This window comes from Bdellovibrio bacteriovorus, assembly GCF_041888015.1.
Classification (GTDB): domain Bacteria; phylum Bdellovibrionota; class Bdellovibrionia; order Bdellovibrionales; family Bdellovibrionaceae; genus Bdellovibrio.
Map to the genome: position 1 here is coordinate 3,102,175 of NZ_CP168968.1, position 14,250 is coordinate 3,116,424.

Annotated in this window: 11 protein-coding genes; 7 read left to right on the forward strand and 4 right to left on the reverse strand. The window is 49.9% G+C overall.

Annotated elements, in window-relative coordinates:
• Positions 1–163 precede the first annotated feature (163 nt).
• The 6 genes from ACES2G_RS14785 to hmgA all read left to right on the forward strand — a co-directional run bounded on the left by ACES2G_RS14785 (position 164) and on the right by hmgA (position 7,882).
• The gene (locus ACES2G_RS14785; RefSeq protein ID WP_347358091.1) at positions 164–919 is read left to right on the forward strand and encodes a hypothetical protein; all 756 of its coding nucleotides are present in this window, start codon (positions 164–166) and stop codon (positions 917–919) included.
• A gap of 134 nt (positions 920–1,053) precedes the next feature.
• A complete protein-coding gene (locus ACES2G_RS14790; protein WP_374000619.1) occupies positions 1,054–1,608 on the forward strand; it encodes a hypothetical protein in 555 nt (184 codons plus the stop codon).
• Positions 1,605–4,415, forward strand: a complete 2,811-nt coding sequence (locus ACES2G_RS14795) for a tail fiber domain-containing protein (protein ID WP_374000620.1) — start codon at positions 1,605–1,607, stop codon at positions 4,413–4,415. Before ACES2G_RS14790 ends, ACES2G_RS14795 begins: the two co-directional genes overlap by 4 nt.
• A 117-nt stretch (positions 4,416–4,532) precedes the next feature.
• Positions 4,533–5,717: a hypothetical protein gene (locus ACES2G_RS14800; RefSeq protein ID WP_374000621.1), complete on the forward strand. Its 1,185-nt coding sequence runs from the start codon at positions 4,533–4,535 to the stop codon at positions 5,715–5,717.
• Positions 5,718–5,794: 77 nt separating this feature from the next.
• Positions 5,795–6,514: a tyrosine-protein phosphatase gene (locus tag ACES2G_RS14805; protein ID WP_374000622.1), complete on the forward strand. Its 720-nt coding sequence runs from the start codon at positions 5,795–5,797 to the stop codon at positions 6,512–6,514.
• 81 nt (positions 6,515–6,595) lie between these two features.
• On the forward strand, positions 6,596–7,882 hold the full coding sequence (hmgA, locus tag ACES2G_RS14810) for a homogentisate 1,2-dioxygenase (protein ID WP_374000623.1): 1,287 nt from the start codon (positions 6,596–6,598) through the stop codon (positions 7,880–7,882).
• Positions 7,883–7,912: 30 nt separating this feature from the next.
• Here hmgA and ACES2G_RS14815 read toward each other — a convergent pair whose 3' ends face one another.
• The 4 genes from ACES2G_RS14815 to ACES2G_RS14830 all read right to left on the reverse strand — a co-directional run bounded on the left by ACES2G_RS14815 (position 7,913) and on the right by ACES2G_RS14830 (position 12,471).
• A complete protein-coding gene (locus ACES2G_RS14815) occupies positions 7,913–8,671 on the reverse strand; it encodes a UDP-2,3-diacylglucosamine diphosphatase (protein WP_347358085.1) in 759 nt (252 codons plus the stop codon).
• The gene (gene ftsZ, locus ACES2G_RS14820; protein WP_374000624.1) at positions 8,671–10,293 is read right to left on the reverse strand and encodes a cell division protein FtsZ; all 1,623 of its coding nucleotides are present in this window, start codon (positions 10,291–10,293) and stop codon (positions 8,671–8,673) included. The genes ACES2G_RS14815 and ftsZ overlap by 1 nt, the downstream gene beginning before the upstream one ends.
• 59 nt (positions 10,294–10,352) lie before the next feature.
• The gene (ftsA, locus tag ACES2G_RS14825) at positions 10,353–11,603 is read right to left on the reverse strand and encodes a cell division protein FtsA (RefSeq protein ID WP_374000626.1); all 1,251 of its coding nucleotides are present in this window, start codon (positions 11,601–11,603) and stop codon (positions 10,353–10,355) included.
• Between the two features lie 121 nt (positions 11,604–11,724).
• Positions 11,725–12,471 (reverse strand): cell division protein FtsQ/DivIB, encoded by a 747-nt coding sequence (locus ACES2G_RS14830; RefSeq protein WP_347358083.1) that lies wholly within the window; start codon positions 12,469–12,471, stop codon positions 11,725–11,727.
• 204 nt (positions 12,472–12,675) lie between these two features.
• Between ACES2G_RS14830 and ACES2G_RS14835 the strand changes: the two genes are divergently transcribed.
• Positions 12,676–14,211 (forward strand): methyl-accepting chemotaxis protein, encoded by a 1,536-nt coding sequence (locus tag ACES2G_RS14835; RefSeq protein ID WP_374000627.1) that lies wholly within the window; start codon positions 12,676–12,678, stop codon positions 14,209–14,211.
• The last annotated feature ends 39 nt before the right edge of the window (positions 14,212–14,250 follow it).

The following is a 14,250-nucleotide window of genomic DNA, read 5'->3' on the forward strand; positions in this document are numbered from 1 at the left end:
TCTCAATAATAGTGACTGGACTAAAGATGGTCCCGTCCTTTGTCCAAAAGGTGTATGATCAACATTGCTCATAGCTGTTGAATACACGAGTCTTGTATAGAATATATCTGTACCAGATTTGGTTTAGTAAGATGAATTTTATAGTAAGATCAGGAGGATCCCTATGAGAGCCTTGAATAAGGTGGGACTGTTTTTGTCCACCGTCGTCGCCGTTTCCGTTATCTCCGTTCAAGACGCCAACGCACAAAGACGCGGCCGCGGTCCGAGTCTTTCCGGGGACATGTCTTTGGGGCTGGGAATTTCCACAGTCTCTGCTGGTCAAAATGATATGAACTCATTGATTGATGCCGCCGGCTCCAGCGCCGCTGCCGCTGACACCAAAGATCTGGGCAGTGCGTGGGAGTTTTATGCCAACTGGTCTTATCGTTTTAGTGGCACGATGTATTCCTTCGTCTTCCGTCCTTCTTACTTCACTCAGTCCACAGAAGGCCGTGGCACCGACGGAAGTTATGACTACAAACTGACAGGCTTCACCGTCTTCCCGATCTTCCGCATCTATGCTTTGGAAAACTCTTTCATCAAGTTCTATATGCAAACGGGCCTGGGCTATGGAAGCCTGAACGGTGAGATCAACGCCGGAACCAAAAACCTGGACTTCAAAGGCAGCGCCTTTGGTGCAATGGGTGGTATCGGTGTGGACTTCTGCTTTACCGAATCTCACTGCCTGACGGTGGAAGGCAACCTTCGTTATATGCCGATCGAACGCAACCTGACCACCGGAGGCAATTGTGCTGCAGCCAACGACATCCCTGGCGTCAGTCAGTGCGGTGGCAGCTCCGAGGTTGAGCGCGACGGCAAAGACTTGGCAACCACCATGTCCGGAGTTCAGGGCCTGATCGGCTATACAATGAACTTCTAGCAAGCTATTCGTCCTATTTCAGTACTCGACACACCCAAGGGTCCCGGTAAGAGGGACCCTTTTCTTATTCCCGCTTTGAGACTTTAGAACCCCCTCCATTATTCCGATATTTTAATAACATGCGCATAAGGTACGTGAGTAAAATCGCCATTTTAGGTTTCCTTGGGCTTGCTCTTGCGGGATGCTCTGACAGCACCCCCGAAGTGCAGGTTCTGCGCGCATTGGATGATCTGACTTTCAATCCGCAATCCATTGTCACTTCCAGTCTAAATTCCGTGCCCCTGCAAGCGCGCTGTGCACACTATGTGAATTCCATTGAAATGAGTCTGGATGGTGGGGCCACTTGGCTGTCGCCTTCAGCCTATGACAATACCGCGAGCACGTCCTGCAAAGATGGAAAGTTCCAGGTGCAGATTTCCAACCTGAAAGCTCCATGGAATGGGATGAACATCACCGCAGGTCAAACGTTGAAAGTGAAATTCCGGGCTCAACCTCGTCCGGGTCACTACTTCTACAAGGAAGTCAGTATTCTCTATACGCCTTCCACCTCACGCAGTCAGGATATTCTGGTCGGCACAGGGATTGAACAGACCGGTTCTGGTCTGCGCATGAAAAGTCGTCTGCGCACGTCTTCTCAGCATGTCGCTGCCGGAGGAAACTTCCGCATCCAAGGGAGAATCACCGAATGAAATCCCTGGGTGTGATGTTAGCTCTTTTCTGCGCTTTGCTTCTGCCAATGATTACGCTAGCGGCCTCACCGTCACCGGGAGCTTTGTTTGTCTATGAGGGGCTATTGACCGATGCCAACGGGACTCCCATCAACTCTGCACAAACCGTGACCTTACAGATCACAACCAGTGACACCGCTTGTACGCTGTACGAGGAAACTCACAACATCACCCCGGGTGGCTTGGGTGAGTTCAGTCTGATTGTCGGAAGTGGAACTCGTTTGGATTCAACAGGCAATACTGCGGACCGCATTTTTGCCGTCAGTGGCTCAGCCATTTGTACCTCGGGAAGCAATATGGTCTTTTCCGGTGGCTACGCCCAACGTCTGCTGCGCGTGCGCGTGGGGGCTACGGTTTTGTCTCCGGACATCACGATCAATAACGTGCCCTTCGCCATCAATGCCGGTCGCCTGGAAGATAAGAAAGCCAGCGACTTTGTCCAGACCAGTGCCAACATTTCACAAACGCGCGCTGAAAACATTTTCAACCGCTACTCGACTTTGGATTCCCTGCTGACATTGTATTCAGTGCCCGCCGGAAACGGACAGATTCTGATCGGCAACGGAACAAGCTTCGCTCCGTCCACCTTAACGGCAGGAGCAGGTATCAATATCACCAACGGCCCAGGATCAATCACTATCAGTTCTTCTGGTGGTGCCGGCTCAGTCACAGGCGTCACAGCACAGGCCCCTTTAGCAGTGAGCAACGGAACAACGACACCGGAAATCTCAATGCCTGCAGCCAACGGAACCTCCGCCGGCTATCTGACTGGCAGTGACTGGGCAATGTTCAATAATAAAATGGATAAAACTCTTGCTGACGGAAAAATCCTCGTCGGAAATGGCGGTGTCGCCAGCGCCGTGAATATCAGCGGAGATGCCAGCCTAAGCAACACAGGGGCTCTGACCTTGAATGCTTTGAATTGGAATAAGATCACCACCGGCAAGCCGACAACCATCGCGGGCTATGGCATCACGGATGCCGTCAACAAAAACGGCGATACGATGACTGGTGCTCTGGACATGACCGGCAATGATCTAAATAATACGGGCCACATCGTCATGAACCCGCAAAAAGCCCTGCGCCTAGGAACTTACACGGATGCACAGGAAGCCACCTTAACTGCAGGTATGACTCCGGCCCATCTGGGATACAGCTGGTACAACTCCACATCCAATCAGATTAAATACTGGAACGGGTCCTCTACCGTGACCTTGGGCGCTGCGGGAGCCGGAATCACGGCTCTTACAGGTGATATTACTGCCGCAGGGGCTGGATCCGTCGCAGCCACTATCGCCGCCAATGCGGTGACAACGGGCAAAATTCTGGATGGAACTATTCTGCGTTCAGATCTGAACTTTACCGGAAGTAACTCTGTGACCTCCGGAATTGCTATGGTCGACGGTGCCGGAAAGTTCTTTAACTTCTTGTGCTCCACAGCGGGGCAAGTGCCAACATGGACTGCGGCTGGCTTTGCCTGTCAGATTCCTCCGACCTCAGCTGGCACCGTCACGTCTGTGAATGGCAGCGGCCCTGTGCAAGTTGTAAATTCAACGACAGCGCCCACGATCAGCATCAATGATGCCACAGCCAGCTCCAAGGGAATTGTACAACCCGGCTCCGGTCTTGCCGTTTCAACGGGAGTGATTTCTGTCACCCCGGCCACCTTTGCCACTACTGTGCCTGTCAACAAGGGCGGCACAGGCGTAACGACTCTGCCTGCAAATAAGCTTCTGATGGGCAATGGCTCCAGTGATGCTTTGGCAGAATTCAGTTGCACCCTGGGTCAGATCATCACTTTCAGTGCCGCCAATATCCCGGGCTGTACGTCCTACAGCGGTGCGGGCCTTCTTTTGAATGGTGGCAACATTTTCACAGCTCCCATCAGTATCGGCTCCAATGACAATCAGCCCTTAATCTTTAGAACCAATAACGCCGTTCGCATGACTATTGATGAGCTTGGACGCGTAGGTATTGGCAATACACCGACAGCATCAGCCCTGTCCGTCACCGGAACAGGAGAAGTCGCTCAGTTTGTAACTGCCAACACCGGCGGTATCGCGATTGACACCAATGGCGCCAACACCGTCAATCCGACCTTGTACTTTAAAAAGAACACCCTACGACGTTGGGCCATTTTCCCTGACGCAACTATGGAAACCGGATCCAATGCCGGTTCGAATCTTTCCGTCGTCCGCTACAGCGATGCGGGAGCACTCTTGGGTTCCGTCATGACAATAGATCGATCCAACGGCAATGTCGGCATCGCAACTGCCGTTCCACTCTACACACTGCATGTAACTGGCACTGCAGCGTTGAGCACCGGGACCGCATGGCAGGTTGTTTCGGATCAACGACTTAAAGATATCGATGGCAACTATGAATACGGTTTGAATGAAATTCTGAAGCTTCGCACTGTTCGCTATCACTATAAACCTGGCAATGCGATGAACATACCATCAGATAAAGCCATGACTGGCTTCATCGCCCAGGAAGTTCAGTCTGTTATTCCAGATGCCGTACGCACCGGCCCGAAGGGCTATCTGGAGCTGAATGTGGATCCGATTCACTGGGCCACTGTGAACGCGGTTCAGGAACTGCATGGCATGTGCAAAGCCAGCGAAGAACAAATCCAAAGCATCAGTCGCCGTGTAGCTTCTTTGGAAGCCGACTCGGCAGCAAAAGATCTGCGTATCCGCAAACTCGAGGAAGAGAATCAAAGTCTCAAAAAAGATCTTGAGCTGATCAAAGCCAAACTGGGTCTTTAAGAAAATCTCAAATCGGAACTGCAGATCTATCCCAAACTTGGACGCGTCTTAAGCTTTTCTCCACACTTCTTACGTTTTTGTTAAACTTATAAGTATCTGATTGTTGAGGTACGTAAGATGACAAAAATACTTTTAGTCGCACTCCTGCTGATCTCTCCTTTTGCTTCAGCCAAGAAAAACAAGGTTGAACAAGATTCCCTGCGATCACGAGGCTTGCTGAAGAAAATCTCCTGCAGCTATTATGGCAGTGGAAAGACCCCGACGGGGGAAAGTATTGGTTCTGTGGATTTTGCAGATCCGGAAAAAACAGTGTGTGACCCGCTCTCTGGCGAAAGCAGCTCCAGCCCTCAACAGGGACTCTTCGGAAAGCTGATTGTCAAAAGCCCCGAGATGACAACGCCGATCAGATCAGTGATGGACTTCTACAACAACGGTCTTCGTTTGGAGCAGGATCTGTATTTTGCTGACGTCAATGTCCCCACCCGCCCATTCACGTCGGGTTTTTCAACTCAAGCCGGAGATGTGCTGGTGGATGTCAGCGGCAATAAACTTATCGAAAACTTCGCCATCGAATATACATCGGTCTTAAAACTGTCCGACAACGATCCTGCAGGACACTATGAAATATCCCTGCTATCTGATGACGGTGCGCGCCTGTTTGTCAAAGAAGGCGATAACTGGAATGAACTGGTGAACAATGACGGTAACCACCCCACTCGCCTGGGGTGTCCTTATCGCACCATTGAGCTGAAGAAAGACTCTGCTATTCCCATTAAGATTCTTTACTATCAGGGGCCGCGCTATCACATCGCCAATGTGATGCTGTGGAAGCATCACAAAAAAGCACATACCTGGAAGAAACCAGCATCCCACTCTCTTTGCGGTGTTCAAAGCAATAGCTTCTTCTTCAACCCCAACAATGGGAAAAAGCAGCCTGCGATGAAACTGCTGGAATATATGGGCTGGAATGTTGTCGCGGCCGCCAATTTCCAGATGCCGGATTTAAAACCCAATCCGTGTGTAGAGCCGGAACTGGCAATCAGCAACTTTAAATTTGCTTCGGTTTCTGCTCCGACAGCGCAGATCACCTGGTCCACCAATCTGCCCGCCAGCAGTCAGCTTTATATCGTGAATATCTTTACGGGTGAAGAAATGTACACCACGCTGGATTCAGAACTGGTGACAAGCCATGTGGCTGTTCTTGACGGCCTGATCCATGGATTACAGTACCAGATCCAGGCCATCAGCATCGATGCCAAAGGCAAAGAGGTCCGCAGCCAACCGCTGATCCTTCTGCCCTAGTTAATATTCCATGAAAGAATAATAAGATTTGCAACTCGCGGTTCCCTTCCCCCCGGTTTCAAGCTAGAAACCGGGGCATGACAATACTGTGCCTGCTGCTTTTCACCTTTATCAGTCACCAGTCCTGGGCGTTAGAGTCCGGCTTCATCAGTTCGGTGCCGGGGCTGAGCATTCCCAACAGTCATACAATCTATGAAGACGCCCAGGGAACAGCGGTGCTGCGCGGAATGGAGCCTCGATCCAAAGCGCAGGTTCAAGAGCTTGCCTCTCTCGGCATCGAACATGTGCTGATTTTCAAAACAGACACCAAAGGCGAAGTCGCCAAAGAAATCACCCACCTAAAAACTGCAGGGTTTTCGAACAAAGCCATCACTCACATCCCCTTTCCGTGGAAAGACCTGCATGACTTCCGCCAGGCCTGTTCGATGACCATTCAGGCATTACAGGTGATTGAAAAGTCCCTGCAGCGCCAACACAGTATTTTCTTCCATTGCACTGTCGGCGAGGATCGCACCGGTTATCTGGCGGGATTGTGGGGACTCTGGAGTCAGACCTACGCTTCCGTAGATCAGGCCTTCCGCAATGAAATGTGCGAGCGAGGATATGAAGCAGGAAATCCCAAGAAACCCTATCGCCAGGTCGTCGCCAAGATTCGCGAAACCCTGACGCCAACTTATTTGAAAATGGCTCTGCTGCTGGATGAGGCCCGACGTCGTGGGCAATATCTGGACGAATCCCTGTGCGAACAAGAACCCGTCCTGAACATTTCTCTGAAGAAATATCAATGCCGTGGTTGACGCTTCCCGCATTACTCAGCTCCCCCGGTTGAGGGGCATCTCGGTTGACTTTTGCCCCAGGGACCTGATTATCTGTCCCTTATGGAAACAAAATATCTGTCAGGTTTTGGCAATCATTTCTCTTCGGAAGCTCGTCCGGGCGCTTTGCCCGCCGATCAAAATTCCCCACAAAAAGCACCTCATGGACTTTATCCGGAACAGCTCAGCGGTTCAGCCTTCACAGCCCCTCGTCACACCAATTTGTATTCCTGGCTGTATCGCATTCGTCCGTCAGTTATGCACAAGCCTTTTGCGCCTCTCAAAGATCTGACAGCGAAAACTTTCTTCAAGCCTCAGCATATCAATCCCAACCAAATGCGCTGGAATCCTCTAAAGGCTTCCGCTGGATCTGAGGACTTTATTGAAGGTATCCGCACGGTCTGTGGAGCCGGTGCTGCCCTTGAACAACGTGGTCTGGGCGTTCATCTTTATTCCTTCAACAAAGCAATGGGTTCCCGCTACTTCATGGATGCAGACGGAGATTTCCTGCTGGTTCCACAGAAAGGCTCTTTGCAGGTTAAAACTGAAATGGGCTTTATGGATATGGAGCCGGGTGAGATCGCCGTGATCCCTCGGGGGATCAAATTCCAGGTTAACCCTCTTAATGGCGATCTTTGCACTGGATACATCGGTGAAAACTTTGGGTCTCCGTTCCGCCTTCCTGATTTGGGGCCGATTGGCGCCAATGGCCTGGCTCACCGTCGTCACTTCCTGACTCCGGTAGCAGCATTTGAAGATCTTGAAGGAAAGTTTGAATTGATCGGAAAATTCGCTGGAGAACTTTGGTCCGCAGAGATGGGACATTCTCCTTTGGATGTAGTGGCTTGGCACGGGAACTATGTTCCTTACAAGTACGACTTACGCAAGTTCAACACGATCAATACTGTCAGCTATGACCATCCAGATCCTTCGATCTTTACGGTCCTGACCTCCCCAAGCGACACTCCGGGCATTGCGAATGTGGACTTTGCCATCTTCCCGCCACGCTGGATGGTCGGCGAACACACTTTCCGTCCTCCGTATTTCCATCGCAATTGCATGAGCGAATACATGGGCTTGATCTATGGCGAATACGACGCCAAGACAGCTGGCGGCTTTGTTCCGGGTGGTGGAAGTTTACATAACTTCTATTCTGCCCACGGTCCTGATGTGGATGCTTTTGAAAATGCCAGCAACGTGGACCTGAAGCCTCACAAGATCGAAGCGACTATGGCTTTCATGTTTGAATGCCGATCCCCTTATATGGTGACTGATTTCGCAATGGGAAAAGACTTCCTGCAAAGCGACTATCAAGACTGCTGGCAGGGTTTCAAAAAGTATTTCAAATAAACAAAAAGCCGGGGAAACCCGGCTTTTTTATTAAGAATTTTCAGAGGGCAGATAGACCCACTCGCCCACGCCGTTTTTCAGACAGAACACTTTCACACGCTCTTCAAACCAAGAGCCCAGATTGACGGAGCGGACAGAATGTCCGTTGATGGTTTCCCTATGATCGTCAAAAACATGCATGTGGCCTGAAACAATCAGATCAAACGGCTTTTCCGCATAGGCTTTTGCAATATGCCCACGGATCATGGAGATCAGCTCGCCTTCATTGGACATTCGGTAGTGCCCACTGCGCTCACGACTTTTTTTGCTGGCTTTGTTACCAAGGTGATCCCAGAACTTGCCCGGCAGAATGTTTCCCAGCGGTTTGACAAAAGGGTTGCGGATGATACTGCGATATTTCAGATACTTTTGGTCGTTAAGATTGATTAAATCCCCGTGCTCGCAACGAACACGAACACCATCGATCAGATAATACTGAGCCTCGACAAAAACTTCGACTCCCAGATGTTTTTGGAAGTAGCCTTCCACATGCACATCATGATTGCCTTCAATGAAAGTGATGCGTGCGCCCGCTTTGCGCAGATCGCCCAGGGCCTTCATCAAAGGATCAAACTTTTTGGCGAAATAAGTATGCCCACCCACCCACAAATCGAAGATATCCCCGAGCATGAAAAGGTGAACTTGCTGCGGATTTCCGGCCAGCAAAGAACGCAAAAAGCGCAACAGGATTTTCCCATTGCGCTCTTCAGCGGTTTTTAAGTGAATGTCGGATATGAACCAGGCTTCCACTATTCTTTATTCAGATCGAAACCTTGTTTCTTGCGGATGAAAGCAGGAACTTCAAGATTCTGGCTGGAGAATGGAGAGCTTAGAACTTCACGAGCCATGCGACGAGCTTCTTCCAGGGACTGCTGTTCATGATCCACGTTCATGGACAACTGCTCTGGATTGCTGTGCTTGGATTTCAAGTCCTGGCTTTCTTTGAAAGCGCGGGCTTTTGCCAACAGCATGTCACGTGGAGACAGTGAGGATTCCACTTGCGGCTGGATCGGAGTTGCCATTTCCTGGGAAGGAGCAACCGGAACCTGAGCAGCCAGATTCTGAGCTGCTTGCTGAGCCATTTGCGGAGTCACGGCAGCCACTGGAGGAACAACCACAGTCTCAGTGACCTGAGGAGCTGCCTCTGTCTGCTGTGGTTGATGTGTAAAAGTCATCACCTGGGACTGAACCGCAGAGATCGGCGGAAGTTCAACCGCTGGCATCTGAGGCATCACAGGCATTTGTGGCATGCTTGGCATTGCCGGCATCTGCGGGAACTGAGGCATTTGCGGCATAGTTGGCATCTGTGGCATTTGCGGCATCTGCATGTTCATCCCGCCAAATTGCATTGCATTTTGATTCAGGAAGTTTTGCATTTGGTTCACTTGCGCCATGTCGTTCACAAGCTTCACTTCGTGAGCATCGAAACCAGTTGCGATCACAGTTACGCGAACTTCGTCACCCATAGTTTCATCAATAACAGCACCAAAGATGATTTCGGCATCTTCGTGAGCTGCTTCAGTGATCAAAGTGGACGCTTCGTTCACTTCGTACAAGGAAAGATCAGAACCACCAGTCACGTTGATGATGATGCCAGTTGCGCCGTCGATTTTTACATTTTCAAGCAATGGAGAAGAGATCGCCGCCGTTGCCGCTTCCACCGCACGGTTGTCACCTTTAGCTGCGCCAGTACCCATGATTGCGATACCTTTAGAAGACATAACAGTGCGGATATCGGCGAAGTCCAAGTTGATCAAACCACGGATATTGATAAGATCAGAGATACCTTTAACCGCTTGAAGAAGAACTTCGTCAGCTTTCTTGAAGGTCTCAAGAAGTGGAGTTCTTTCCGCAGCGATAGAAAGAAGTTTTTGATTCGGGATCACGATCAGTGTGTCCACGTTTTCTTTCAAATCAGCCAGACCGCCTTCAGCGTGCTTGCCACGTTTTTTACCTTCGAACAGGAATGGCTTGGTTACCACACCAATTGTCAAAGCGCCAAGTTCACGCGCAATCTTCGCAACGATCGGAGCGCCACCAGTACCTGTTCCGCCACCCATACCCGCAGTGACGAACACCATGTCCGCGCCTTCCAATTTCTCAACAATTTCATTGTAAGATTCAATCGCAGCTCTGCGACCCACATCTGGATTCGCACCTGCGCCCAAACCTTTTGTCAGATCAAGACCCAGTTGGATTTTGTTCGGGGATTTGCTGGCATTCAAAGCCTGGATGTCTGTGTTGGCAACAATGAATTCCACACCCGTCATGCCAGATTCGATCATTGTGGCAACAGCGTTACTACCACCACCGCCTACGCCAACGACCTTGATATTTGCTCCGATATTGATATTTTCTTCCAATTCAAACATTCGATCCTCCCCACAGAATCATCCGCCAGCGCCAAGGCTTAAACGGACACAGAGTAAAATTAAAAAATCTGTCCAAAAAAGTCTTTGATCTTCTTAGTGATGCCATCCAAGGATTCACCAATATTCACTTCCTGCTGTTGTACCTGAAGCAGATCTTTTCTCTGCCCCAATGCCCACATCAGAAGGCCCACAGCTGCGGAGAATTCTCCAGACTTCACCACATCTGTCAGACCGCCGATTTCACGAGGAGCCCCTCTGCGAACCGGGATATCAAAAACAAACTCACCCATCTCAATCAGACCATCCAGATTGCTGGCGCCGCCTGTCAGCACAATACCAGAACCCAGCATCGGCATCAGACCACTCATGCGAATATCATTGGCGATCAGGTTCAGAGTTTCCTCTGCACGTGCCTCGATAACATCCGCAAGGTCTTTTCGAGGAATCACGCGGGACTTGCGTCCGCCGACACCTTCGACTTCGATAGTTTCATTTTCATTCACCATAGAAGCCATGGCACAACCATGCTTCTTTTTAAGCGTTTCCGCCGCAACCTGTGGAGTACGAAGCCCTACAGCCACGTCGTGAGTAAAGTGCTGGCCACCCACCGGAATCACAGAAGAGTGAGCCATGCTGCCATTGACGAAGTACACGGCATTACAAGCACCGCCACCCATATCTACAACACACACACCCAGGTTTCTTTCATCATTAGAGATAACAGACGTCGCCGAAGCGAGCTGAGAAAGAACCAGACCTGCGATTTTAAGACCCGCTTTTTCAACACATTTAACTGTATTATTGATAGCACTCTGACCGCCGGTCACGATGTGCACATTGGCTTCCAAACGAATGCCCGACATACCGATAGGATCTGTGATCCCATCTTGGCCATCGACTTTGAATTCTCTTGGAAGAACATGAAGAACAGAGCGATCCGCTGGAACCGCAACAGCTTTTGCTGCCTCGATCACACGGTCAATTTCAGAGGCCGTGACTTCGCGATTCTTGATCGCGACCATGCCTTTGGAGTCAAAAGAGGAAATATGAGAACCCGCAACACCCACCCAGACTTCTGAGACGGAGTAGCCGGACATCAATTCAGCTTCTTCTTTGGCTTTTCTAATGGAGTCAGTAGTGGCTTCGATGTTAACAACGACACCTTGACGAATCCCTGTATTGGGAGCGGTGCCGACGCCTGCTACTTCAATTTTTCCTTCGGGGTTGACTGTGCCGATGACGAAAGAGACCTTGGTAGAACCAATGTCCAAGCCAGCCAATACCGGAGCTTTGGGTTTCGATGTACTCATCCTTAAGTCCTCACGGATGCCTAAACTAATAAAGCTTCTGTAAGACCACCCGATAAAATCATTTCAAGGGGCTATAAAGTGGGGCATCTACCCGACTTTGATCGGTCTTCCAGACTTAAGCTTAGGGATCCTTACGCAACCTGACAAGGACTTTCTTTGACAGATTCGCGTCTATGACGCGCGCGTCAAACTGGCGGGATTCGAGGTAATCAACAACCTGACTGATTCGGGCAGACTTCAAAGACACTTGGTCTTCGCCCATTTTTACCTGGATTCCAGTTTTGATCATGGTCATCCAGAAGCCTTCTTTGCTGTCGTAACGAATTTCAGAAATTGTTTTTCGACTGAACGATCCTTCAGCAGGAATCTGCTCTACCACATCAACGGCCTTCTTGCGCAGCTCTGCTTTCTTCATAAAGCTGTCACCATCAAGAAGCACAACATCCGGAGCTTGTTTGCTTTCAACCGGATCAAGAAGTTCACCACCCTTGATGATCGGAACCAACTTGCCACCTTTCGCCATATAAAGCAGCTTCACTTCATGAGGGCGCACACGCACCGACAAAGTCGTCGGCCAACTGCGCTTGATATTCAAACCCTCAACCCAATTCAGCATCTTCACATCACGAGAGACAGTTTTGAGTTTGATATTCCAAAGCGACATGCCTTTATACTTATCCAAAGAAGCTTCCAGACGATCGACGTGAGGACGCAAAAATTGCTCTTGACCCGGGGGTGGATTTTCCAGAATCACTTCCACTTTACCAATATCGAAAAAGCCGTTTTTATTAAGATAAAAAAGCGTTCCCGCCAATGAAAGCGGAAGAATAATAAATCCAAAGATAAGTTTCAAAACGAACTTCTTCACTGAAGTGACTCCGCAAATCCTTTGCTGCCGTGATTTTTAGATTAGCAACAAGATCGCCAACAATGAAATGGTGTCCGCAAAACGCGACCTAGGTCCCCGCCCCGACCAAGATCCACAAACGTGTCTGTGCCGCAAGAAATACGAGTTTAGAACTATATTGTTTTTGTAATGTTCACCGATAAAAAACTGCTAAAGGAGCTCAGCATGAAGTTTGGCAGCAAAGTGATTCTCAACGTGGCAATATCCTGTGTTATCTGCACTATCGCTGCCGTCGGCATTTCTTATTCGAAAATTCACCAACAAGGACGCGATCAACTGGTCGACAAATCCCGCGCCATTCTTTCCCGACTGGAGTCCATACGCTCTTACGTCGCACTCAGTGACAAACTTCAAGCGGACTTTGCTCACACAGTTGAAAAATATCCCGATGGAAAGTTGCCAGAAGATTTACGCAAAAGTCTTCTGCGTAAAGTTCCTATTTTTGCCTCGATCGTTGTGGGCTTTGAAAATGCCGAACAAGACGGATATAAATTCCGTGTCTTTGCTGCTGCTCCACGCAGAGAAGGCAACAAAGCCACAACCTCTGAACTTGAAATCCTAAAACGCTTTGAATCCGACCCGGGACTGAAAGAGATCATTGATGGCGACAACCAGCAAGTCGTGGTCTACCGTCCCGTTCGTCTGTCTGAATCCCAAGGCTGCTTGCTTTGCCACGGAAGCCCGGCCACCAGCCCTTGGGGTAACGGCAAGGATATTCTGGGTTATCCGATGGAAGACTGGAAAGACGGAAAGCTGCACGGAGTTTTCGCAGTAACATCTTCAATCGATCGCATCGCCACTGCTGCAACCAACACTACAACCTCAATTCTAATGTGGGCTTTGCTGATCACTTTGTCGATCCTGTTGGTATCATATATCTTACTGCGTTCGCCACTCAACGCCTTGCTTACTGCCATCGGCAAGCTGAATACCGCCGGCACCCAGGTTTCCACAACCGGGAACGAAATCTTCACGTCCAGTCAGAATCTCAGCGATTCCGCAGTGAAGGCCGCGGCCTCCATCGAGGAAACTTCCGCGTCCACAGAAGAAGTCTCAAGTATGGTCAAGATGAACAGCCAACACGCCAGCCAAGCCCGTGATCTGGCGCAAACCGCGCAGGAAAAGGCGCGCCTTGGAGAAAGCGAAGTTCATAAACTGACAGCCTCCATGGATGATATTTCTGCCAGCTCCAAAAAGATTGAAGAGATCATTACGGTTATTGATGATATTGCATTCCAGACCAACCTTCTGGCGCTCAACGCTTCCGTCGAGGCCGCACGTGCTGGAGAACATGGAAAAGGTTTTGCGGTTGTCGCCGAAGCGGTTCGTAACTTGGCTCAACGAAGCGCCACCTCCGCCAAAGAAATTTCTCACCTGATCAATGACAGCGTTGAGAAAATTGAAAGCGGCCATGAAGTGGTTCGCTCCAGCGCCGATTCCCTGAAGGAAATTGTTACAACGATTGAACAACTGTCCTCTTTAAATACCGAGATTTCAGCCGCCAGCGGCGAGCAGGAACAAGGGATCACACAGATCAATCGCGCCCTGAACGACATGGATAAAATCACTCAAGCCAACGCCGCCGCCGCAGAAGAGTGTGCTGCGGCTTCAGAAGAGCTTACGCGTCAGTCATCTGTGATGGAAGAAGCGGTCCAGCAACTCAATGTTATTATTGCAGGAAAGCAGCAACATTCGGCCTAAAGACATTTCTTTGTCTTAAACATGATCTGAATCATGGAC